21 protein-coding genes and 2 tRNA genes are annotated in these 23,264 nt (G+C 68.0%); 20 read left to right on the top strand and 3 right to left on the bottom strand.

Going from position 1 to position 23,264, the window contains the following annotated elements; translation table 11 throughout:
• Positions 1-38: 38 nt before the first annotated feature.
• The 9 genes from ACWPN8_RS12010 (at position 39) to egtB (ending at position 10,224) form a co-directional block, all read left to right on the top strand.
• Entirely contained in the window at positions 39-1,973 is a 1,935-nt protein-coding gene (locus ACWPN8_RS12010) for a polysaccharide biosynthesis protein (RefSeq protein ID WP_492240899.1), read from the top strand.
• Between the two features lie 161 nt (positions 1,974-2,134).
• A tRNA-Thr gene (locus tag ACWPN8_RS12015) sits at positions 2,135-2,209 on the top strand.
• 36 nt (positions 2,210-2,245) lie between these two features.
• Positions 2,246-2,320: transfer RNA gene (locus ACWPN8_RS12020), tRNA-Thr, on the top strand.
• Between the two features lie 133 nt (positions 2,321-2,453).
• The gene (gene aroC, locus ACWPN8_RS12025; RefSeq protein WP_492240900.1) at positions 2,454-3,533 is read left to right on the top strand and encodes a chorismate synthase; all 1,080 of its coding nucleotides are present in this window, start codon (positions 2,454-2,456) and stop codon (positions 3,531-3,533) included.
• A 7-nt stretch (positions 3,534-3,540) separates the two neighbouring features.
• Positions 3,541-4,122, top strand: coding sequence for a hypothetical protein (locus ACWPN8_RS12030; RefSeq protein WP_492240901.1), 582 nt, complete (start codon positions 3,541-3,543; stop codon positions 4,120-4,122).
• 64 nt (positions 4,123-4,186) lie between these two features.
• Positions 4,187-6,337 carry a ribonuclease R gene (rnr, locus tag ACWPN8_RS12035; RefSeq protein ID WP_492240902.1) on the top strand — a complete coding sequence of 717 codons (2,151 nt, stop codon included), beginning with the start codon at positions 4,187-4,189 and terminating at the stop codon, positions 6,335-6,337.
• Positions 6,338-6,728: 391 nt separating this feature from the next.
• The gene (locus tag ACWPN8_RS12040; RefSeq protein ID WP_247872801.1) at positions 6,729-8,297 is read left to right on the top strand and encodes a S41 family peptidase; all 1,569 of its coding nucleotides are present in this window, start codon (positions 6,729-6,731) and stop codon (positions 8,295-8,297) included.
• Positions 8,298-8,454: 157 nt separating this feature from the next.
• Entirely contained in the window at positions 8,455-8,622 is a 168-nt protein-coding gene (gene rpmG / locus ACWPN8_RS12045) for a 50S ribosomal protein L33 (RefSeq protein WP_012974790.1), read from the top strand.
• Between the two features lie 228 nt (positions 8,623-8,850).
• Positions 8,851-10,224: an ergothioneine biosynthesis protein EgtB gene (gene egtB / locus ACWPN8_RS12050; protein WP_492240903.1), complete on the top strand. Its 1,374-nt coding sequence runs from the start codon at positions 8,851-8,853 to the stop codon at positions 10,222-10,224.
• Here the strand turns inward: egtB and ACWPN8_RS12055 are convergent.
• Entirely contained in the window at positions 10,148-11,533 is a 1,386-nt protein-coding gene (locus ACWPN8_RS12055; protein WP_492240904.1) for a 3'-5' exonuclease, read from the bottom strand. The genes egtB and ACWPN8_RS12055 overlap by 77 nt on opposite strands.
• Positions 11,534-12,126: 593 nt before the next feature.
• Here ACWPN8_RS12055 and ACWPN8_RS12060 point away from each other — a divergent pair.
• The 9 genes from ACWPN8_RS12060 (at position 12,127) to ACWPN8_RS12100 (ending at position 21,084) form a co-directional block, all read left to right on the top strand.
• Positions 12,127-12,576, top strand: a complete 450-nt coding sequence (locus ACWPN8_RS12060) for a pilus assembly protein TadG-related protein (RefSeq protein WP_098739305.1) — start codon at positions 12,127-12,129, stop codon at positions 12,574-12,576.
• Positions 12,577-12,699: 123 nt separating this feature from the next.
• Positions 12,700-13,095 carry a CidA/LrgA family protein gene (locus ACWPN8_RS12065; RefSeq protein WP_492240905.1) on the top strand — a complete coding sequence of 132 codons (396 nt, stop codon included), beginning with the start codon at positions 12,700-12,702 and terminating at the stop codon, positions 13,093-13,095.
• On the top strand, positions 13,092-13,814 hold the full coding sequence (locus ACWPN8_RS12070; protein WP_098739303.1) for an LrgB family protein: 723 nt from the start codon (positions 13,092-13,094) through the stop codon (positions 13,812-13,814). Before ACWPN8_RS12065 ends, ACWPN8_RS12070 begins: the two co-directional genes overlap by 4 nt.
• A 426-nt stretch (positions 13,815-14,240) precedes the next feature.
• Positions 14,241-15,950, top strand: a complete 1,710-nt coding sequence (leuA, locus tag ACWPN8_RS12075) for a 2-isopropylmalate synthase (RefSeq protein WP_492240906.1) — start codon at positions 14,241-14,243, stop codon at positions 15,948-15,950.
• A 128-nt stretch (positions 15,951-16,078) separates the two neighbouring features.
• Positions 16,079-17,065, top strand: a complete 987-nt coding sequence (gene rfaD, locus ACWPN8_RS12080) for an ADP-glyceromanno-heptose 6-epimerase (RefSeq protein ID WP_492240907.1) — start codon at positions 16,079-16,081, stop codon at positions 17,063-17,065.
• 11 nt (positions 17,066-17,076) lie between these two features.
• Entirely contained in the window at positions 17,077-17,898 is an 822-nt protein-coding gene (lgt, locus tag ACWPN8_RS12085; RefSeq protein ID WP_492240908.1) for a prolipoprotein diacylglyceryl transferase, read from the top strand.
• A 4-nt stretch (positions 17,899-17,902) separates the two neighbouring features.
• Entirely contained in the window at positions 17,903-19,036 is a 1,134-nt protein-coding gene (locus tag ACWPN8_RS12090; RefSeq protein WP_492240909.1) for a class I SAM-dependent methyltransferase, read from the top strand.
• A gap of 142 nt (positions 19,037-19,178) precedes the next feature.
• Positions 19,179-19,946: a peptidoglycan editing factor PgeF gene (pgeF, locus tag ACWPN8_RS12095; RefSeq protein ID WP_109096180.1), complete on the top strand. Its 768-nt coding sequence runs from the start codon at positions 19,179-19,181 to the stop codon at positions 19,944-19,946.
• Positions 19,947-20,148: 202 nt separating this feature from the next.
• Positions 20,149-21,084: a ribose-phosphate pyrophosphokinase gene (locus tag ACWPN8_RS12100; protein WP_492240910.1), complete on the top strand. Its 936-nt coding sequence runs from the start codon at positions 20,149-20,151 to the stop codon at positions 21,082-21,084.
• A 128-nt stretch (positions 21,085-21,212) separates the two neighbouring features.
• Here ACWPN8_RS12100 and ACWPN8_RS12105 read toward each other — a convergent pair whose 3' ends face one another.
• Positions 21,213-21,422, bottom strand: a complete 210-nt coding sequence (locus ACWPN8_RS12105) for a helix-turn-helix domain-containing protein (RefSeq protein ID WP_492240911.1) — start codon at positions 21,420-21,422, stop codon at positions 21,213-21,215.
• Between the two features lie 57 nt (positions 21,423-21,479).
• Between ACWPN8_RS12105 and ACWPN8_RS12110 the strand changes: the two genes are divergently transcribed.
• A complete protein-coding gene (locus ACWPN8_RS12110) occupies positions 21,480-22,184 on the top strand; it encodes an XRE family transcriptional regulator (protein WP_492240912.1) in 705 nt (234 codons plus the stop codon).
• Between the two features lie 120 nt (positions 22,185-22,304).
• Positions 22,305-22,592, top strand: coding sequence for a hypothetical protein (locus ACWPN8_RS12115; protein WP_492240913.1), 288 nt, complete (start codon positions 22,305-22,307; stop codon positions 22,590-22,592).
• A gap of 6 nt (positions 22,593-22,598) precedes the next feature.
• On the opposite strand, the gene ACWPN8_RS12120 is transcribed toward ACWPN8_RS12115, so the two are convergent.
• Positions 22,599-22,988 (bottom strand): carboxymuconolactone decarboxylase family protein, encoded by a 390-nt coding sequence (locus ACWPN8_RS12120; RefSeq protein ID WP_492240914.1) that lies wholly within the window; start codon positions 22,986-22,988, stop codon positions 22,599-22,601.
• Between the last annotated feature and the right edge of the window lie 276 nt (positions 22,989-23,264).

Genomic DNA, 23,264 nt, shown 5'->3' on the forward strand with positions numbered 1-23,264 from the left:
GGTTTCCACGGCCGAACGAATGAACAAGGTTTAGCGGCATGCGCATCCCGTCCGCACGGGCCTCCCTGGTTTTCCTGCACGATCTGGTGATGACCGGGGTCGCGCTGGTCGTCGCTCTCTACCTGCGGGTGGGCGGGTCCGCCTTCGGCCTGTATTTCGACGCCCTGACCATCGCGCTGCCGGTGCTGGTCGGCGTCTCGGCAGCGGTCTTCCTGCTGTTCGGGCTGTACCGCGGCATCTGGCGCTACGCCTCTATTCCCGATCTGATGCAGGTGGTGCGCGCCGTCACGGTGGCGGTCCTGTGCTTCGTGCTGGCGATGTTCCTGCTGACGCGCGCCGAACTGCTGCCGCGCTCCCTGCCGCCGATCCTGTGGCTGGTTCAGATGCTTCTGCTCGGCGGGCCGCGCTTCGCCTACCGTTTCCTGAAGGACCGCCGCTTCAGCTGGGCCGAGGCGGTGGAGGGCGTGCCGCGCATTCCCGTCCTGCTGCTGGGCGTCGGCGACGCGGCCGAGCTGTTCATCCGCTCGCTCGACCAGCCGGGCCAGTCGGCCTATCGCGTGGTCGGCATCCTCGACGACAAGGGACGGCGGGTCGGCCATGCCGTACGCGGCGTGCCGGTGCTGGGCGGTCCCGACGATCTGGAGCAGGTGGTCCAGACGCTGGAGCGCAAGCACGAGCGGCCGCAGCGGCTGATCGTCACCAAGGGCAATGCCGAGCTGAAGGGATCGACCCTGCGCAGCCTGCTCGACCGGGCGGAGGCGCTGGGGCTGGTCCTGTCGCGCCTGCCCAGCCTGACCGAGTTCAAGTCGGCGCTCGGCGAGGGCAAGGGTGTCGAGGTTCGACCCATCGCGCTGGAGGACCTGCTGGGCCGGCCGCAGGCGGTGCTGGACCGCGGCGCCATTTCCGGACTGGTCGGCGGTCGGCGGGTGATCGTCACCGGCGCCGGCGGCACCATCGGCAGCGAGCTGGTCCGCCAGATCGCCGCGTTGGGGCCGGAACGGCTGATCCTGCTCGATGCCGGGGAGTTCAACCTCTACAGCATCGAGATGGAGGTGCGGGAGAGGTTCCCCGACCTCGATCCGCGCCCGGTGATCGCCGACGTGCGCGACCGCGACCGCATCATGCGCCTGTTCCAGGAGGAGCGCCCTGCCCTGGTCTTCCACGCCGCGGCGCTGAAGCATGTGCCACTGGTGGAAGCCAACCCGTGCGAGGGCACGCTCACCAACGTCATCGGCACCCGCAACGTGGCCGATGCGGCGCGCGCCGCCGGCTGCCTCGCCATGGTGCTGATCTCCACCGACAAGGCGATCCGCCCGACCAGCGTGATGGGGGCGGCCAAGCGCTTCGCCGAGACCTATTGCCAGGCATTGGACGTGCTGCCGCCGCGCGACGGGACGGATCATGCCACCCGCTACATGACCGTGCGCTTCGGCAATGTGCTGGGTTCTTCGGGCTCGGTGGTGCCGCTGTTCACCCGGCAGTTGGCGAAGGGCGGTCCGCTGACCGTCACCCATCCGGACATGCGCCGCTATTTCATGACGGTGCGCGAAGCGGTGGAGCTGGTTCTGCAGGCCTCCGCCCATGGCGCCACCCGGGCGGAGGATCGCGGCAAGATCCTGGTGCTGGACATGGGCGAGCCGGTGAAGATCGCCGACCTCGCCCGCCAGATGATCCGGCTGGCCGGCTACCGCCCCGGAGTGGACATCGAGATCGCCTATACCGGCCTGCGTCCCGGCGAGAAGCTGTTCGAGGAAATCCTGACCGCGGCGGAGGCGCCGAGCCGCACCGAGGCCGACGGCGTCTTCCTCGCCTCCCCCCGGCTGATCGACTATGCGCTGATCAACCGCGCCGTGGGCGAGCTGGAAGCGGCTGCGCGGGCCGGCGACGGCGAGCGGGTTCTGTCGATCCTCGGCACCGTCGTGCCGGATTTCCGCGCCGAAGCGGTGCTTCCGCCGGCCGCGACGCAGGCTTGATCCGGGCACTTGTTTCGGGCGCGAAAAAAAGTGAGTGGCGAAATGATTTTAAGCGCTTGCATCCCCAAAAGGCCTGTGGCATAACCCGCGCCACTTCGGGGGGCGGTCAAGCCTGAACGCCTCACCCGGACGCATCGCCCCAGCGATGATCGGTTATCGGGGCTGCCGTAGCTCAGTGGTAGAGCACTCCCTTGGTAAGGGAGAGGTCGAGAGTTCAATCCTCTCTGGCAGCACCATTCCTCCGATCTTGCCACAAGGCGCCTGCATCTGGCGCTGCCGTAGCTCAGTGGTAGAGCACTCCCTTGGTAAGGGAGAGGTCGAGAGTTCAATCCTCTCTGGCAGCACCATTCCCCTCTTTTAAACCCCCTTAAAAATCAGCGCATCGCTTCCTTGACCTTGTCGCCGAAAGGCCGCAAGAAATCCGCGCAAATAGACGCTACGTCATTGATCCGCGCGGGTTCGTTTCGGGAGGATGTCACCATGGCCGGCAACAGCTTCGGCACGCTTTTCCGCTTCACCACTTGGGGCGAAAGCCACGGCCCGGCCATCGGCGTCGTCGTGGACGGCTGCCCGTCGCTGCTCGACCTCGTGGCGGAAACGGACATCCAGCCCTGGATGGACAAGCGCCGGCCCGGCCAGTCGCGCTACACCACCCAGCGCCAGGAACCCGATCAGGTGAAGATCCTGTCCGGCGTGTTCGAGGGCAAGACGACCGGCACGCCCATTTCGCTGCTGATCGAGAACACCGACCAGCGTTCCAAGGACTACAGCGACATCGCCGGCAAATTCCGCCCCGGCCATGCCGACTACACCTACTGGCAGAAATACGGCATCCGCGATTACCGCGGCGGCGGCCGCTCCTCGGCGCGGGAAACCGCCTGCCGGGTCGCTGCCGGCGCGGTGGCACGCAAGGTGCTGGGATCCGCCATCCAGGTGCGCGGTGCGCTGGTGCAGGTCGGCCCGCACAAGATCGACCACAGCCGCTGGGACTGGGCGGAGATCGACAATAACCCCTTCTTCTGCCCCGACCCGGTCGCCGCCACCCAGTGGGCCGAATATCTCGACGGCATCCGCAAGAGCGGCTCTTCGGTCGGCGCGGTGGTCGAGCTGGTGGCCTCCGGTGTGCCGGTGGGGCTGGGCGACCCGCTCTATGACAAGCTCGACAGCGACCTCGCCTGCGCGATGATGACGATCAACGCGGTCAAGGGCGTGGAGATCGGCAATGGCTTCGCCGCCGCCGAACTGACCGGCGAGGACAACGCCGACCAGATGCGCATGGGCGCCGACGGCCAGCCGCAGTTCCTGACCAACAATGCCGGAGGCATCCTGGGCGGCATCTCCACCGGGCAGGACATCGTCGTGCGTTTCGCGGTCAAGCCGACCAGTTCGATCCTGACGCCGCGCCAGACGGTGGACACCGCCGGCAACGACACCGACATCCTGACCAAGGGCCGTCACGACCCCTGCGTCGGCATCCGCGCCGTGCCGGTGGGCGAGGCGATGATGGCCTGCGTCCTGGCCGACCATCTGCTGCGCCGGCGGGCGGAACGGCAGGAGTGACCATCCGATGCCCGGACGCCGCCACGGACAGCGCCTGATCACAGCCCTGGCGATGTTGGCCGCCATCGCCGCTGCCGCTCCGGCGGCGATGGCGGAAGGCAAGCCGTTCCGGGAGTTCGACGAGAGCTTCAAGAGCTGGAAGCTCTACTGTCAGCTCTGGTCCGGCACACGGCAGGTCGAGTGCGAGCTGTCCGCCCGCGGCGTCAACGACCGCACCGCCCGGCTGGTCTGGCTGCGCTCGACCGAGCGCTGGCGCGAGGGGCTGCGCTTCCGCGTCTCCCCTGAGTCGCTGGATTTGGACAGGCTGGTCCGCATTTGGGCCGACCGGGCGGTGTTCAAGCCCGATTCCCCCTGCAAGCCCTTCCGCTTCGAAACCAACACCTGTGCCATGACCGATCCCGACCTCAACCGCCGCATGGTGGAGAAGATCGCCCCGGCACCGGAGGTTTCCATCGTCGGCCAGTCGCCGGCCGGGGAGAAGACGGAGGTCCGCTTCCCGCTGGCGGGATTCCGCGAGGCGCTGGAGCGCAGCGACGCCATCCGGGCGATGGTCGGCCGCAGCTGGGCGACTGCCCCCGGTGCAGAGTGATCCCGGTGCGGATTGATCCCTATATAGCCATACCTGCGACAAGAACCGACGGATCCCCCGCCCAGTGACCGACAGCCATTTCCCCAGCAAGGACGCCATCCTCGCCTTCATCCGGTCCAGCACCACCCCCGTCGGCAAGCGCGAGATCGCCCGTGCCTTCAAGCTGTCCGGATCGGCCGACCGGGAAACGCTGAAGGATCTGCTGCGGGAGCTGGAGGCGGACGGGACGGTGGAGCGCGGGCGCAACAAGCGCATGGCCCCGCCGCAGTCCCTGCCCGCCGTCGCGGTTCTGCTGGTCACCGGGGTCGATGCGGACGGCGAGCTTGCCGCCCGGCCGCTGACCTGGACCGGCGAGGGCAACCCGCCGCGCATCTTCCTTCTGCCGGAGAAGAAGTCGCGGGGAGAGGAAAAACCGCTGGCGGTCGGCGACACGCTGCTGGCGAAGCTCGCCCGGATCAACGACCGCCTCTACGAAGCCCGCGTTATCCGCCGCATAGATGGGGAACGCGAAGGCCGCATCCTCGGCGTCTACCGGCCGAGCGCCGATGGCGGGCGCATCCTCCCGACCGACCGCCGCCACAAGACCGAGTTTTTGGTGCTGCCGCCCAACCGCGGCGATGCCGAGCCGGGCGACCTCGTCTTCGCCGACATCCTGCCGGCCGGACGCGCCGGCCAGCCGCAGGCCCGTGTGGTCGAGCGGCTGGGCTCCACCGACGAGCCGCGCGCCTTCAGCCTGATCGCCATCCACGCCCACGGCATCCCCACTGTCTTCCCGCACGCAGCCTTGCGTGAGGCGGAACTGGCGGCGGTGCCGGCGCTGATGCAGCGGGAAGATCTGCGCGACATCCCGCTGGTGACCATCGACGGCGCCGACGCCCGCGATTTCGACGATGCCGTGTGGGCGGAGGCCGACGGCGATCCGGAGAATCCGGACGGCTGGCACCTGATCGTCGCCATCGCCGACGTGTCCTATTACGTGCGCCCCGGATCGGCGCTGGACCGCACCGCCTACGAGCGCGGCAACTCCGTCTATTTCCCCGACCGCGTCGTGCCGATGCTGCCGGAGGCGCTGTCGAACGGCCTGTGTTCGCTGCGGCCGGGAGAGGATCGCGCCTGCCTGGCCTTTCACCTGTGGATCGACCGCAACGGTGTGCTGGTCCGGCATCGTCTGGTGCGCGGATTGATGCGGTCGGCGGCACGGCTGACCTATGAACAGGTGCAGGACTGCCATGATGGCCGGCCGGACGAGGTGACGGGGCCGCTCGCCGACGGCGTGATCGCCCCGCTGTTCGGCGCCTATGCCCGGCTCGCCGCAGCCCGTGCCAAGCGCGGCACACTGGAGTTGGACCTGCCCGAGCGCCGGGTCCACATCGACGAGCGCGGCCGGGTCGCCGAGATCGTCAGGCGCGAGCGCCACGATAGCCACCGGCTGATCGAGGAGTTCATGATCGCCGCCAACGTCGCGGCGGCGGAGGTGCTGGAGCGGCGCACCATGCCCGGCCTCTTCCGCATCCATGACCGGCCTTCGATGGAGAAGATGGAGGCGCTGCGTGGTTTCCTCGCCGGGATTGGCCACCCGCTGACCAAGAGCGCCGACCTGACGCCCGACCACTTCACCCGCATCCTGCGCAAGGTGGAGGGGACATCGCACGCACCGCTGGTCAGCGAGGTGGTCCTGCGCGCCCAGGCCCAGGCCGCCTACAGCCCGGACAACATCGGCCATTTCGGGCTGGCCCTGCACCGTTACGCCCATTTCACCTCGCCGATCCGCCGCTATGCCGACCTGATCGTCCACCGCGCGCTGATCCGCACGCTGGGGTTGGGCGTCGGCGGGCTGGACGACGAGACGCTGGGCCGGCTGGCGGAGATCGGGGACCATCTGTCAGGCACCGAGCGCCGCGCCGCCACCGCCGAGCGCGACGCGGTGGACCGCTACACCGCCGCCTTCCTGGCCGACCGCATCGGAGAACGCTTTAGCGGCCGCATCTCCGGCGTCAGCCGCTTCGGGCTGTTCGTGCGGCTGGACGAGAGCGGCGCCGACGGGCTGGTTCCGGCCAGCAGCCTGCCCGACGACCGGTACGACCATGACGAGGCCGCACACACCCTGGTCGGGCAGCGTACGGGGCGCACGTACCGCCTCGGCAACCCGGTCAAGGTGATGCTGGTGGAGGCCGATCCGGTCAGCGGCAGCACGCTTTTCCGTCTGGCAGACTGAAGCCTGACTTGAGGGCCATTCCAGACCCGTTGCAGAATGGCAACGCTTGAGCCGGGATGCCGTCCAGGGGGCGACTCGTGGGCAGGCCAAGGTTCCGTGGCACCCGCGCCATACAAGCGTGGCCTTGGCGACACAGGATTGGACAATCCGCAACATTGTGGTGCGGCCCGCAATTTTGTCCCGCCCGCCCTCCTGAACGAAGGTGTATCTATCACCCATCCGGGATCGGGAACATCCTCCTCCGGTCCGGCTGCAGGAAAGGGAGGCCGCGGTTCGCCCCATGGCCCAGTTCGATCACAACGTGTGCGATCACGGCGTGTGCGACCAGAATGCACCGTCCCACGTGCCGTCTTTTCGGATCCCCGTCCTATCGGGCACCCTGATTTCAGGTGTGGCGCGCCGCTTCAGCCGCCCGCTTCGTCATCTGGCCTTCCAGTTTTCCGCCGCAGCCCTTCTCGCCACCACCGCTCTCGCCGGAACCCCGCAGGCCGCGAGCACCGCGCCGCAGCCGGTGACAGAACAGGTTTTCTCCGTCGGCTTCTCCAAGATCGCCGAAGTCTATCTGGAGCCGGTGTCCTTCAACCGCCTGGGAATTGACGGGTTGAAGGGGCTGACCGCGCTCGACCCCTCGGTGACGGTGGAGCATGCCGGCAGCACCGTACGCCTGTACGTGTCGGGCGCCCTGGCGGCGGAGTACGGCACCGCCGCCGATGGCGACGCCGCCGGCTGGGCGGTTCTGACCACCCGCATCATCGACCGCGCCCGCGTCTATTCCCCCACCCTGGCGAAGGCGACGCCGGAGCGGCTGTATCAGGTGGTGTTCGACGGCGTCACCGCCGATCTCGACGGCTATTCCCGCTACACCGGCGTCCAGCGCGCCAGCAACGAACGCGCCCAGCGCGAGGGGTATGGCGGCGTCGGCCTGTCGTTGGACACCACATCCAATGGTCGCGTCATCGTGCATGACGTGATGCCGCACAGCCCGGCCGAGCGCGTCGGCATCGTCGACGGCGACCAGCTTCTCGCCATCGACGGCGACCTGACGACGCGAATGAGCGCGGCGGACATGCGCGAGCGGCTGCGCGGTCCCACCGGCACGCTGGTCACGCTGACCGTCGCCCGCGACAATGGCGCCCCCCGCCGGCTGCCGCTGCGCCGCGAGCGGGTGGTGCCGAACACCGTCACCTATTCGCTGTCCGGCGACGTCGGCATCGTCAAGCTCGACCGCTTCAACGCCACCACGGCCTCCAGCCTGCGGTCGGCGGTGACATCCATCCGTCAGGCGGCGGGGCCGACGCTGCAAGGCATGGTTCTCGACCTGCGCGGCAATCCGGGCGGGCTGCTGGACCAGGCTGTCGCGGTCGCCGACCTGTTCATGCGCCGCGGCCGGATCATCTCCACCGAGGGGCGCAACCCCGAAAGCCGCCAGCGCTTCGACGCCAACCCCGACGACCTGCTCGACGGGCTGCCGCTGGTGGTGCTGGTCGACGGCCGCTCCGCCTCGTCGGCCGAGGTGGTGGCGGCGGCACTGCAGGACTCGGGTCGCGCGGTCGTGGTCGGCGCCTCCAGCTATGGCAAGGGCAGCGTCCAGACGGTCAACCGCCTTCCCAACGACGGCGAGCTGTTCCTGACCTGGAGCCGCATCTACACCCCGGCCGGCTATACCCTGCACCGCCAGGGCGTCCAGCCCACCGTCTGCACCAGCCGGGCCGGCCAGACCGACCCGGAAGCCCTGCTGTCCGACCTGCGCGAGGGGCGTCTGCGCCCGGCGCAGGTGGCGAGCTGGCGTTCCAAGGCGGCCGACGACGAGCATGCGCTGAGCGCCCTGCGCGAAGCCTGCCCGTGGAAGGAGCACGAGCCGGAACTGGACCTGAAGGTCGCCATGCGCCTGCTGGCCGAGCCGGGGCTGTACCAGCGCGCCGTCGCCACCGCCGTGGTCAACACGGTGGCGGAGCGCTGACACCAGTTTCGGGGGCGTCGCTGTGGCAATCGCCGTCGGACGCCAGATTCACCGCCCATAGGGCTTGACATTGCGGCGTCAGACGGTATTTTCCGCCGCTAACGACGCCGCCCCCGCCGGGCCGGCGGGGCACGGATTTTTTGTCGGGATCGAGATCATGGCCAAGCAGAACACCGTCCTCATCAAGCTGGTGAGCACGGCTGACACCGGTTTCTTCTACGTGAAGAAGAAGAACCCGAAGAAGACCACCGAGAAGCTGTCGTTCCGCAAGTACGACCCGGTGGCGCGCAAGCACGTCGAGTTCAAGGAAGCCAAGATCAAGTAAGTCTTGTCCGACACTGAGCTGTGCTTCGAGTGAACAAGGCCGCCTTCCGGGCGGCCTTTTCGTTTTTGGCCCCATGCGTCGCCGGCGCCATTCATCGGCCATTCCAGATGCGGCGTCCGGTCGCAGCCGCTATTTGCGGTGACCGTTCCACCACGGATGCATGCATTCCAAAAGGGGCGTTCCGGGTGGATACTCTCCGAAGAGATCTGGATTTCGGAGGGACCGCCCGTGCCCGACACACATCCCATCCCGAGCGCAGGTCCGACCGCCGCGCATCTCCTCACCGAACGCCGGCAGTCCCTCGCAACCCTCTTCCAGAAGGCGCGTGCCCGCACCGCCGAACTGGTCGCCACCCTGTCGCCGGAAGACCAGATGGTGCAGACCGTTCCGGACGGCGCGCCGGCGAAATGGCATCTTGCCCACACCAGCTGGCTGTTCGAGGTGGCGGTGCTGATTCCCTTCAGCCCCGGCTACCGGCCGGCGGATCCGGCCTTCCTCGACCTGTTCGCCGCCAACAGCAACAGCGGTGCCCCGCCCACCCGCGTTCTGTCGCGCCCGACGGTGGCCGAGATCATGCGGCACCGCGACCAGATCAACGCCGCGGTGCTGCACCTGATCGACGGCATCGACGACGGGCTTTGGGACCCGGCCGAGTCGGCATTGATGATGGCCATCGCCCACGAGCGGCGCCATCAGGAACGCATGCTGCTGCACATCAAGCATGCCCTGTGGAGCAACCCGCTGCGTCCGGCCTACGAGCAGGCGCCCGACCACCCGCATCTGGGTGCCCCACCCGACGGATGGCTGGAGCAGCCCGGCGGCCTCGTCGAGGTCGGCCGGCCGATGCCGTTGCCCGGATTCGACCATGAAAGCCCACGCCACCGCGTCTGGCTGGAGCCCTACCGGCTGGCCGCCCGCCCGGTGACCTGCGGCGACTATCTTTCCTTCATCGAGGCTGGCGGTTACGGCGACCGCTCCCTTTGGCTGTCCGACGGTTGGGAGATCGCAAAGGCCGAAGGTTGGAGCGCCCCACTCTACTGGCAGCGCGGCGACTCCGAGTCGGGCAGCCGCTGGCAGGTCTTCACCCTCTATGGCATACAGCCGCTCGATCCCGACGAGCCGGTCTGCCATGTCAGCTGGTACGAGGCCGATGCCTATGCCCGCTGGGCTGGCAAGCGCCTGCCGCGGGAGGCGGAATGGGAAGCGGTCGCCGCCGGCTGCGACAGCATGGGCAACCTGTTGGGCACCGGCCACCGCCATCCGCGCGCCGGCACCTGCCACGGGACCGGCCCCTGGCAGATGTGCGGCGACGTGTGGGAATGGACCGCCGACGCCTTCACGACCTATCCCGGCTACCTCCGCCCCCACGCCGGGGACAAGGCGGCTCTGGACGAGGCGGTCAACGGCCGGCTCGCCAGCAACCGCATGGTGCTGCGGGGCGGCAGTTGCCTTACCCCCTTCGACCATGCCGGTCCGTGGACGCGCCATTACCTGCGCCCGGAGACCCGGCTGTCGATGAGCGGGTTCAGGCTGGCGGAGGATGTGCCGGCGACAGTTTCGCGTCGCCGCCGGCGACCAGCCCCCGTGCCTGCCCCTGGGTGACGACTCCGCGTTCCGTCAGGCGGGAGAGCAGCGCCACGGCAAGCTCGGCCTGGGCCAGCGCCTCGCCCTGGGGACCGTTGCGCGGGTGGCGGGGCAAGGCGAAGGCCTCCGCCAGACGGTCGGCCGATGCCCCGGCCAGGGCAGGGTCCAGCGCAGCCGCCAGCGCGCCGAGGTCGAGCGTCGGCGGCAGCGCCGGTTCGGCAATGCCGGCCAGGGCTGCCGACCGCGCCAGCGCGGCCACCGCCGAGTCGATGCCGATCCCGACCGCGATGCAGTTGTGCAGTGCCTCCTGGATCGCCGGCCACACCGCGGCGAAGGGGCGTTCGCCCGCCACCATGGCGGTGCCGATGCCGTGACGGGCCGTCGCCTCGGCAGGCACCGGTTCGACGGGGTCGATCAGCAACGCAAGCGACACCGTCCGAAAGATGCGCGACCCGACCAGCCGGACGGTACCGACCGCGATCGCCGGACCGCTGTCCGCCTCCATCCCCGCCGTCGCCACCCAAAGCGCAACGAACGGCAGGGCGGCCAACGGCTCCTCATCGCCGAGGGGGGTGGTGGGCTGGGCCGGGCGCAGGCTGAGCGTGCGCTTGCCGCTGAGGCCGGCGGCATGGGCCATGCCGCGGGCAGGGAAAGAGAGCAGAACACCGGCGCCGAGCCCAAGATCGGCCACACGCGCCGACAGCTCGCCGTCTTCGGTCCGGCGCAGCACGGCGGTGACGGGAACACCGCCGCCGCGCGCCCGCTCCATGGCGCGGGCCAGATCGTCACGCAGCAGCGACTTGCCGATGTCGGCCCCCTCCTCCACACCCAGCAGGCGGGCCGCGGCAGGGTTCAGCTGCTCCACCCGCCCCTGCTCGTCGAGGATCAGAAGGGGATCCTCGGACAGGGCCAGAGCCGCCCGCAAGGCCCGGTCGATGCGGCCGCCGCCCAGCGGGCCATGACCGAGTGGGCCATGACCGAGTGGGGTGCCGCCCAGCGGCCCCTCACCCAAGCCGCGCTCGCCGCCGCGGGCAAGACTGACCGCCTCGGCCAAGCGCGCCAGTTCGCCGAACATCGGTTCGAGATCGACCCGGTTGCGGGCACCCGACAGCCTGCCGGACAGGCGGTCGAGGTCGCGGAAATGGCGCGACAGTCGCGAGAAGACGAACCATACCGACAAAAGTCCGAGCCCGCAGATCGCCAGACCGCGAGTGAAGGCCGTTCGGTCGTCCGCCGCCAGCTGTGTGATCTCCACGCCCAGAAACACCAGCGCGGCCGCCGTCACGGCCAACCCCAGCATCACCACACGCCAAACGCCGCCCCTCATCGGGCCCTCTCCCCATCATTGCGCCCGGAGTCTAGCGGGCAGACGGGAAACGGAGAAGCCGCCCCGCGTGTTCAGTGCATCAGGACGATGGTGCAGGCACCCTCCACCTCGGCCATCAGGCCGACCGGCAGAAGCGCCACCGCCGCAACAGCCGGCGCAATGTCGAGGAGCGACCGGGCCGGCCAGAGTCCCGTGGAACGGTCACGGGCAGGAGACGGAAAAGACGGGGTCGGCGGCTCCGGCCTGGAGGGACTGGGATCTGCCCAACCTGCCGACGGCGATGACGAACAGCCCCTTAACGCGGCGCCCGAGGGCACCGCTTGGCTCACCTTTGACTCGGCACAGCTGCGAATCACGGTGGTTTTTAAAGTCGAGACAGCGCTTCCCGCCCCTTGCTGCGGGCTTTACCCTTTGCCGCCGCATCCGCGAATTTGGGTTACCGCCTTTGCGTAAAATACATAACAACTTGCGCCGCGATTTTTGCTGTCCTTCACCTGCATTTCTTGGTTTGCCTGCTTGTCGGATGATGCTAAGAGTGATGCATCCAATCAAAACACTCCTTTCCGCATAGGCAATTGCTTGGGAGGCCGGCAATGACTTTGGTCTATCGTCCCCTGCCCTATGGCGGGCACGAAGACCGGCGGACGGGTCGTCACCTGCTTCTGGTGGTCGCCCTGATCCTTGCCATTCCGACCGCGCTGGGCGCCGGCTGCACCGTCGATGCCCTGCGCAGCTATGCGGTGGAAGCCCGGCTGTCGCAAGCCGTCGATGCCGCCGCGCTGGCCGGCGGGCGCGTGATGTTCGACTCGCAGCGCGACGGACACATCCGCAGCTTCTTCGACAAGGCCTTTCCCAACGGCTTTCTCGGCTCGAACCTCTCCCCCCTGACGATTGCCGAGGATGCCGCCGCCGGCACCCTGACGGTCAGCGCACACGCCACCGTCAACGCCATCTTCCTGCGCCTGTTCGGCAAGAAGGAAGTGACTGTGGAAGCGCAGTCCATCGTCCGCCGCGGCCAGCACGTCCGCAGCAAGCTGCAATAACCTCCCCACTTTCTGAACGGGCATCATCGTCGATTCGCGACGCTCGCATTCGCGGAATGCAGCCCGGCGACTTCGCAACTGCGGTAGAAGGGACGCACAGCACCCCTTCCACCGGAGTCCGCGATGCTCGGAACCCTGACGCTCCTCCTGCTCTGCCAACTCGCCGGTGAACTGGCCGCCCGCCTGCTGCACCTGCCGGTTCCCGGACCGGTGCTGGGCATGCTGCTGCTGTTCGCCGGGCTGCTGCTGCGCGGCGGTGTGCCGGACACGGTGCAGGACACGGCGGGCGGGCTCCTGCGCCACCTGTCGCTGCTGTTCGTGCCGGCTGGTGTCGGGGTGATGGTCCATGTCACCCGCCTTGAGACCGAGGCGCTGCCCATCGTCGCCGCCCTGTTCGGCAGCACCCTGTTCGGCATCGCGGTGACGGCAAAGCTGATGGCCTTCCTGTTGAGCCGCACCGATCCGCGGCTGGAAGAGGAGCCGGCGGCAGGGAAGCAGGTGAAGGGAGATCGGGCATGAGCGCCGATCTTCACCAGATCTGGGTCTATCTGTCTGCCAGCCCGCTGGCCGGGCTGACGCTGACGCTGGTCGCCTATCAGATCGGCCTGTGGGTCTTTGAAAAGCTGGGACGGCGCCCGGTGCTGAACCCGGTGCTGATCGCCGTCGTCCTGATCGCCGGCACGCTCAGCCTGTCCGGCATCGATTACCGCACCTATTTCGACGGCGCGCAGTTCGTCCATTTCCTGCTCGGCCCGGCCACGGTGGCGCTCGCCATTCCGCTCTACAACCAGTTCCAGGAGGTCCGCCGCTCGGCCCTGGCTCTGGTGGTGGCACTGCTGGTGGGGTCCGCCGCCTCGGCGCTGAGTGCCGTGGCGCTGGTCTGGGCGTTCGGAGGCAGCAAGGCGACCATCCTGTCGATGGCGCCGAAATCCGTCACGTCCCCCATCGCCATGGGCGTGTCGGAGCAGATCGGCGGCCTGCCGTCGCTGACCGCGGTGTTCGTCATCATCACCGGCATCGTCGCCGCCAGCCTCGGCACCTGGGTGCTGAACCTCGTGCGGGTGAAGGACTGGCGCGCCCGCGGCTTCGGCATGGGCGTGGCGGCGCACGGCATCGGCACCGCGCGTGCCTTGCAGGTCAACGAGGTGGCGGGTGCCTTCGCCGGGCTGGGCATGGGGTTGAACGGGCTGGCGACGGCGTTGCTGCTGCCGACGCTGTACCACCTGATCTGGGGCTGACGCGTGAGGATGGGAAGGATGGAAGGGGCGCCGATGGTTGGTGCATCCCGCAGTCCGTTTTTCGCCAATCCGAGCTTGACAGCCATGCCGCACCTGCGCACAGTGCGCCCCATGAACACCATCGACCTGCAGAACGCCCTTCTTCGACTTCTCGGCCCGGCGCTTTAAGCGTCCGGGTTTGTCGCGTTCGCACATTAATTCCATCGGTCGAAGTGTCTGTTCCATGAGCGATGTTTTCAAAGGCGCCGGTATCGGCGTCGCCCGGCCGGGGCCGGGACTGCGACTTACCGACGGTCGCTGAGCCACATCCGGCGGCTCCGCGGCCGTACCCATCGCCGGTCCCTCCGCCTTTCAAAATCCGATCCGCCGCCCCCGCCCGCACAGAATACCGGGCCCCGGGGGCCGCCACTGGAGCCGAACGACGCCATGAGCACCGCGACCCAAACCAACACCGCGACCAACATTCCAGCTCTGCCGAAGTCCCCGTCCAAATACGCCCCCTTCCCCCAGGTGAAGCTGACCGACCGCCAGTGGCCGTCGCGCACCCTGGACAAGGCGCCGATCTGGTGCTCGGTCGACCTGCGCGACGGCAACCAGGCGCTGATCGAGCCGATGGGGCCGGACCGCAAGCGCGCGATGTTCGACCTGCTGCTGCGCATGGGCTTCAAGGAGATCGAGGTCGGCTTCCCCGCCGCGTCGCAGACCGATTTCGACTTCTGCCGCGAGATCATCGACGGCAACAAGATCCCCGACGGCGTCACCATCCAGGTGCTGACCCAGGCGCGCGAGGAGCTGATCCGCCGCACCTTCGAGGGCATCAAGGGGGCCAAGCGCGCCATCGTGCATCTGTACAACTCCACCTCGGAGCTGCAGCGCCGCGTCGTGTTCGGGTTGGACCGCCAGGGCATCGTCGACATCGCCGTCCAGGGTGCCAAGCTGATCAAGCAGCTGGCCGACGAGACCCCGGAAACCGAGATCGTCCTGCAATATTCGCCGGAGAGCTTCACCGGCACCGAACTGGACTTCGCCGTCGAGATCTGCGAGGCGGTGATGGAGGTCTGGCAGCCGACGCCTGAGCGCAGGATCATCCTGAACCTGCCCTCGACGGTCGAGATGTCGATGCCGAACGTCCATGCCGACCAGATCGAGTGGTTCTGCAAGACGATGAAGAACCGCGAGTCGGCGATCATCTCGCTGCACCCGCACAATGACCGCGGCACCGGCGTCGCCGCGGCCGAGCTGGGGCTGCTGGCCGGCGCCGACCGCGTCGAAGGCACGCTGTTCGGCAACGGCGAGCGCACCGGCAACGTCGACGTCGTCACGCTGGCGCTGAACATGTTCACCCAGGGCGTCGATCCGAAACTGAACATTGACGACATCAACGAGATCGTCCGGGTTTCCGAATACTGCACGCAGCTGCCGGTCCATCCGCGCCACCCCTATGCCGGCGAACTGGTGTTCACCGCCTTCTCCGGCTCGCACCAGGACGCGATCAACAAGGGGCTGAAGGCGCTGACCAAGTCCAACACCGGCAAGTGGGAGGTCCCGTACCTGCCCATCGACCCGCAGGATTTGGGCCGCAGCTACGAGGCGGTGATCCGCATCAACAGCCAGTCCGGCAAGGGCGGCATCGCCTATGTGCTGGAGAAGGACTACGGCCTGCAGATTCCGCGCCGCCTGCAGATCGAATTCTCCAAGGTCGTGCAGCGCGTTGCCGACGAGACCGGCAAGGAACTGTCGCCCGCCGACATCCACGCCGCCTTCCAGGCCGAGTATCTGGACGCCGACAGCCCGCTGGAGCTGGTCGAGCATTCGACCGAGCCGCGCGGCCCGAACTCCGGTGCCCGTGCCATGAGCGTGGTGATGCGCCGCAACGGCGAGATCATCACCACCAAGGGCAAGGGCAACGGCCCGATCGACGCCTTCCTGGACGCCCTGCGGCAGGGTTGCGGCACTGACCTGCATGTCGTCGATTACCGTGAGCACGCCATCGGCTCCGGCGAGGACGCCCAGGCCTGCGCCTATGTCGAGGTGAAGACCGGCGAGACGACCCTGTTCGGCGTGGGCATCGACGCCGACATTGTCACCGCCTCGCTGCGGGCCCTGGTCAGCGCCGCGAACCGCGCGACGCGGTAAGGGCTTGCCACTGCGGCCCTCTCCTTCCTGCTCTTCCGAGCGGGCGGAAGAGGGCCATTAACTTGCCCCCACCGTCCCACCCGCCTATAAGTCCCCACGAAACGCGTCGAGCAACAGCGGACAGCGCTATGATCGTGGTCACCGGCGGGGCCGGCTTCATCGGGTCCAACCTTGTCGCGGCTCTGGCTGCGCGCGGCATCACCGTCGTGGCGGTCGTCGACCGCTTCCGTGACGGCGAGAAGTGGCAGAATCTCGCCAAGCGCGAGGTCGCGGCCCTGGTGCCGCCCGAGCAGACGCTGGCCTTCCTCGACCAGCATGCCGCCGAGATCGACACCGTCTTCCATCTCGGCGCCATCTCTGCCACCACCGAGCGGGACGTCGACAAGATCGTCGCCAACAACGTCGCGCTGACGCTCGATTTGTGGCGCTGGTGTTCCTGGCGCGGATGCCGGCTGATCTACGCCTCCTCCGCCGCGACCTATGGCGACGGCTCCGCCGGTTTCGACGATGACGGCTCCTGCGACGGGCTGGCGCGGCTGCGGCCGCTGAATGCCTATGGCTGGTCCAAGCATCTGGTCGACCGCCGCATCGCCCGCGCCGTCGCCGGCGGCGACCTCGTGCCGCCGCAATGGGCCGGGCTGAAATTCTTCAACGTCTACGGCCCGAACGAAGCCCACAAGGGCGACATGATGAGCGTGATCGCCAAGCTGCATCCGCAGTTGACGGCCGGCCAGCCGGCGCGCCTGTTCAAGTCGCACAAGGACGGCTTCGAGGATGGCGGCCAACTGCGCGACTTCATCCATGTCGACGACTGCGTCGCGGTGATGCTGTGGCTCTACGACCATCCCGATGTCAGCGGCCTGTTCAACGTCGGAACCGGCAAGGCGCGCAGCTTCAAGGATCTGGCGCTGGCGACCTTCGCCGCGCTGGGGCTGCCTCCCCGGATTGAGTACTTCGAGATGCCCGAGCATCTGCGCGGCAAATACCAATATTTCACGCAGGCGACGACGGATCGCCTGCGCGCCGCCGGATTCGACCAGCCCTTCACCGAGCTGGAAGAGGGTGTCCGGCGCTATGTGCAGGATTTCCTGTCGCAGCCCGACCCGTATCGCTGACCGGAGTTCCCATGCTCGCCACCCTTCCCGTCGTGGCCTTTCCCACCATCGACCCGGTCGCCTTTTCCGTCGGCCCGGTCGTCGTCCGCTGGTATGCGCTGGCCTATCTGGCCGGCTTCGTGCTGGGCTGGCGCTATTGCATGGGGCTGGCGCGGCTCGATCCCGGCCGCCGGCCGAACCCCGAGGAGTTCGACGACTTCCTGACCTGGGCGGTGATCGGCACCATCCTGGGCGGGCGGCTCGGCTATGTGCTGTTCTACAACCTGCCATACTATCTGGAAAACCCGCTGGACGCGGTTCAGGTCTGGCATGGCGGCATGTCCTTCCATGGCGGCATGGTCGGCGTGCTGACCGCGATTGCGCTGTTCTGCTGGCGGCGCGGCATCTCGCCCTTCGTCTTCGGCGACATCATCGCCGCCTGTGCCCCCATCGGGCTGTTCTTCGGCCGCATCGCCAACTTCATCAATGGCGAGCTGTATGGCCGGCCGGCGCCCGATTTCGCCTATGCCATGGTCTTCCCGCGCGACCCGTTGCAGGTGCCGCGCCATCCCAGCCAGCTTTACGAAGCTGCCCTGGAGGGCGTGGTTCTGTTCATCCTGCTGGCAATCGCCATCCGCAGCCCGGCGCTGCGCAACCGGCCGGGCACGATCGGCGGGCTGTTCCTGATCGGCTACGGCCTGTCGCGCATCACGGTCGAGTTCTTCCGCGAACCCGACCCGCAGCTGGGCTTCCTGTTCGCCGGCGCCACGATGGGACAGCTGCTGTCGCTACCGATGGTGGCCATCGGCCTGTGGCTGGTCCTGCGCGGCCGGCGTCATGCCATTCCGGCCTGACGCCATGGCGGACGAAAGCGCCGGTCCGGAAACGCTGGCCCGCCTGCTGGCCCGCCGCATCGTGATGGACGGTCCGGTCAGCGTCGGCACCTTCATGGCGGAGGCGCTCGGCCATCCGCGCTTCGGCTATTACATGCGCCGCGACCCGTTCGGCAGCGGCGGCGACTTCACCACCGCGCCGGAAATCAGCCAGATGTTCGGCGAACTGGTCGGGCTCTGGTGCGTCGACAGCTGGGCAAGGCTGGGCGGCCCCGGCCCCTTCCATCTGGTGGAGCTGGGTCCGGGCCGCGGCACGTTGATGGCCGACGCGCTGCGGGCGGCCGCGGTGCTACCGCTGTTCCGCGACAACGCCATCGTCCATCTGGTGGAGACCAGCCCGTCCTTGCGGGAGCGGCAACGCCAGACGCTGCACCCCGTCCTGGGCGACGCGGTCCACTGGCATGACCGGCTGGAGGATGTGCCGGACGGCCCGACCGTCCTGATCGCCAACGAGTTCTTCGACGCCCTGCCGATCCGGCAGGTGCAGAAGACCAACTATGGCTGGTTCGAGCGGCTGGTCGATGTCGAGCCCGACAGCACCGAGGACGATCCACGCTTCCGCTTCGTGTTGGAGGCCTTCGGCAGTTCCGGCAACCGGCTGGTGCCGGATACGCTGTGTGAGGCGCCCGACGGCAGCGTCGTCGAGGTCTCCCCCGCCTCGCAGGCGGTGGCGCGGCTGATCGGCGCCCGGCTGGCCGCGGCCCCCGGTGCGGCGCTGGTCATCGACTATGGCTACGCCCACGGGCCGGCGGTCGGCGACACCCTGCAGGCGATGCGCCGCCATGCCTATGCCCCCGTGCTGGAGGCGCCAGGCGAAGCCGACCTGACGGCCCATGTCGATTTCGCCGCAATCGCTGCTGCGGCGCGGGAGGGCGGCGCCCAATCCTTCGGCGTGGTCGAGCAGGGCGAGTGGCTGACCCGGCTGGGCATCCGCCAGCGCGCTTCCGCCCTGGCGGCGAAGGCCAGCCCGGCCCAGGCGCAGGACATCCGCGGCGCGCTGGACCGCTTGATCGATCCCGCGCAAATGGGCAGGCTGTTCAAACTGGCCGCGTTCGCCACGCCAGGAGCCTTCGCCGACTCTCCCCCGGCCGGCTTCTGACCGGCGGACGCGGAAACCGGGTCAGAGACACCGCACCATAACCGCCAGAACCACAATCCGGGCGGACCGTGCATCGCGTCCCCTGCCCTGTCGGGCATGATTGCCGGGCATGGGGGCCACAGAACAGGGAAGGACGGCGTTCGTGATCACACTCGGCGCGCTGAACGACATCACCCACATCAGACACGCCTTTTTCACCCGCACCGGCGGAGTGTCCACCGGTCTCTACGCCTCGCTGAACTGCGGGCTGGGGTCCAACGACTCCGCCGCGGCCGTGCATGAGAACCGCGCCCGCGCCGCCGCGCGCATGGAGGTGGCACCCGCCAACCTCATCACCTGCTATCAGGTCCACAGCCCGACCTGCGTCTTGGTGGAAGAGCCCTGGACTCCGGAAACGGCACCGAAGGCAGACGCCATGGCGACCCGGCAGCCGGGGATCGCGCTGGGCATCCTGACGGCCGATTGTGCGCCCGTCCTGTTCGCCGACAGCAAGGCGCGGGTGATCGGCGCCGCCCATGCCGGCTGGAAGGGCGCCAAGGGCGGCGTCATCGAGGCGACCGTCGCCCGCATGGTCGAGCTGGGCGCCAAGCCGAACCGCATCGTTGCCTGCATCGGCCCCTGCATCGCCCAGCGCTCCTACGAGGTGGGTCCGGAATTCCCGGCGCCGTTCGAGGAGGAGGATGCGCGCAACCGCGATTATTTCGCTCCCGCGCGCAAGCCCGGCCATTTCTTGTTCGATCTGGCGGCCTACGTCACCCGCCGGCTGGGCGACTCCGGCGTCACGGTGATCCAGCGCTGCCCCAACGACACGGTGGCCGAGGAGGACCGCTTCTTCAGCTATCGCCGCTCCTGCCTGCGGGGAGAGACGGATTACGGCCGCGGCCTTTCGGCCATCGTCCTGCAGAACTGAAACGGCGCGAACGGGTTGGCGGAACGGCCATGGTCATGCCGCCCGCGCAGGGCGGCATTCCCCAATGGGGAAAGACCCGACCGTCATGGAACGTTTACATGGGGCCGACCCTTTGTTATGGTCCGCCCCGTTTTCAAGGGGCGCCGGCGCGCAAGCGGCGAACGTGCCTTGAGCCGTTTCCCTGCAAAGAGAGCCGACCCCGATGAAGGTGCTTGCCGGCAACAGCAACCGTCCGCTGGCCGAGGCGATCTCCACCTGTCTCGGCGTGCCGCTGACCAAAGCCAGCGTCCGCCGTTTCTCCGACATGGAGGTTTTCGTCGAGATCCTGGAGAACGTGCGCGGCGAGGACGTGTTCGTCGTCCAGTCGACCTCGTTCCCGGCCAACGACAACCTGATGGAACTGCTGGTGACGATCGATGCGCTTCGGCGCGGGTCGGCCCGGCGCATCACGGCGGTCATCCCCTACTACGGCTACGCCCGCCAGGATCGCAAGACCGGCCCGCGCACGCCAATCTCGGCCAAGCTGGTCGCCAACCTGATCACCCAGGCCGGCGCCAACCGCGTGCTGACGATGGACCTGCACGCAGGCCAGATCCAGGGCTTCTTCGACATCCCCACCGACAACCTGATGGCCGCCCCGGTCTTCGAGAAGGACATCCGCCAGTCCTTCGAGAGCATCGACGAGATCACCATCGTGTCGCCGGACGTCGGCGGCGTGGTGCGCGCCCGCGCGCTGGCCAAGCGCCTGGACGCCGATCTGGCGATCATCGACAAGCGGCGCGAGCGCGCTGGCGTGTCGGAGGTGATGAACATCATCGGCGACGCCAACGGCCGCCGCTGCATCCTGATCGACGACATCGTCAACTCGGGCGGCACGCTGTGCAACGCCGCCGTCGCCCTGATGGAGGCCGGTGCCAAGTCCGTCCACGCCTTCTGCACCCACGGCGTCCTGTCCGGCGGTGCGGTCGCCCGCGTCGCCGTGTCGCCGCTGGAGCAGTTGGTCACCACCGACAGCATCCAGGCGACCGAGGCGGTGCGCGTGTCGCGCAACATCCGCCAGCTGACCATCGCCCCCCTGCTCGCCGAAGCGATCATGCGCATCAGCGAGGAACGGTCGGTGTCGAGCCTGTTCTCCTAGAGTGTGATCGCTTCACGCTGGATTGCTTGAAGCGTGAATCACATGGAAGACTCTAAGAGCGGCAGCGTTACAGGAAAGGTCCTTTCCCACCGGGAGAGGGCCTTTTTTGTTGCGCGCGTTCCGCTCCATCACCCCTGCCCCTGTCCGTCACCCAGCCCATGGAAGTCGTTCGCCGTGACCCGCCCACCAGTGGCGGCGGCGATTCGGGCCATGACGGCGGGACGGGGGACGCGGCGGCCATGGCGGTAGCGGTTGACCGTCGCCTGGCTCGTCCCGATCAGGGCGGCAAAGGCCTCTTCCTTGGTTGCGGTCCGGTTGAGCCAATCGTCGAGCGTCATACCGCAATGGTTTAGACCAAGCAGGCTTCTGCGCGCAACTGGATTTATTCCGCTCTGATGGACTTTCCGAAGCCGTTTTGGTATGAAGGTCACATGACCACAATGCGCGAACTGCGGCAGGCCGCCGGGCTGAGCCAGGAAAAGCTGGCCGAGATGGCCGGCACCTCCCAGCCACAGATCAACAAGCTGGAAACCGGCCAGCGCAAGTTGACCGTCGACTGGGCGGTAAAGCTGGCCGGGCCGCTGGGCGTGGAGCCGGCGGTCCTGCTCGGTCTCGAAGGGCCGACCGCCGCGACGGCCCAAGCGCCTTCCCAGCGCCCCGCCCGCCCGTCGCTTCCGCCGCTCCTCCGCACGGCACCGCTTCCGCAGGCGCAGGCCGCGGCGTCGATGCCGGTACGGGCGGCGGCACGTGGCGGCGTGGACCAGGAAATGTTTCTGGAGGACGGGCCCATCGACTGGATCGCACGCCCCGACTATTTGAAGAACGCCCGCGATCCATATGCCATGTATGTGGTCGGCGAATCGATGATGCCGCGTTTCCGCCCGGCCCAGCTTCTGCACGTCAACCCGCACAAACCGCCGGCCGCGGGATCCGGGGTGGTGGTGGTCAAATGCAACAAAGCGGTGCTGGTGAAGGAGTTCGTGCGGCGAGGCGCCGACATGGTGATCCTGCGCGAATACCGGCCGGCCGACCGCGAATTTTCCGTGCCGCTGGAAGAAATCGACACCCTGCACACCGTGGTCGGCTTGCAGGAGCCCTGACCGACATACCACAACGGTATCGGCTTTTTCTGGTCCTTATAGTCCAAATTGGACTATTCCTTTGTTTGGCGAAGCGGCGGACATCTCCGGCGCACCGCAGTCGATCGAGGAGACAAGGCCATGCCACAGCTTTATCCGCGCTTCCATCCCGGCCCATCGGGCGGGCGGCTCGACAGCTTCAGCGAGCGCGGCGCCCACGAACTGGCCCGCCGCATCCGCACCGCCTGGGCCACCATCGGCTGGGACGTGGAGGTGCGGGTGGAGCGCATCGCCAGCGAGGAAGTGGGCGACGGCCGCAGCACCGCCCACTTCACCGTTCGCAGCGACCTGATCAACGGCTTGCCCCAGCGCCGCCTGTCCCAACGCCGACCGGACGAGGCGGCCCGGGCGCTGCCGCGCGCCGCCTGATGCGGCTCACTTCAACCGCTCGTCCAACTCGACCTGATAGCCGACGGCGAGGCGGTTGGTCTCGTTCGCCATGCCAACCACCGCCATCAGCTCGCCGAACTGCGCGTCGGTCATGCCCAGACGCCGCGCCGCCGCCTCGTGCGAGCGGATGCAATACTGGCAGTTGTTGGTGACGCTGACCGCGACGAAGATCATCTCCTTGACCAGCGGGTCCAGCGCACCGGGCGCCATCACCTCCTTCAGGCTCTCCCAGGTCCGTGCCAGGGTAGGCGGATGGTGGGCAATTGCCTTCCAGAAATTGTTCACGTCGGGGACGTTGCGCGTCGCCTTGATGTCGTCGTAGACGGCGCAGACCTCCGGGATCGCATCGGCCTGTTCGATCAGGGGAAGCGGCATGGCGGCGGGAACTCCTGTGGGGGATGGTGACTTGCGATAAGGCAGGACATCGTGTCGCAAGGCAACAGCCGGTCCACGTCTTTCCCCCGTCCATCGGCCAAGTTGACCGATGCCAGCCCCGCTGGTAGTAGAGACTTGCAACAGATCGCGCAAACGTTCGGACAAACGATCCGCCCGGAAGCCGCGGCGCTGGAAGAAATCCATAAGACACGAAATCCATTCGTGCAGCGTTCCCATGCGGCCCGGCCCCGGCACATGTCCGATCCGGCCCGAATG

The sequence above is a fragment of the Azospirillum sp. UENF 112521 genome (genome assembly GCF_058780665.1).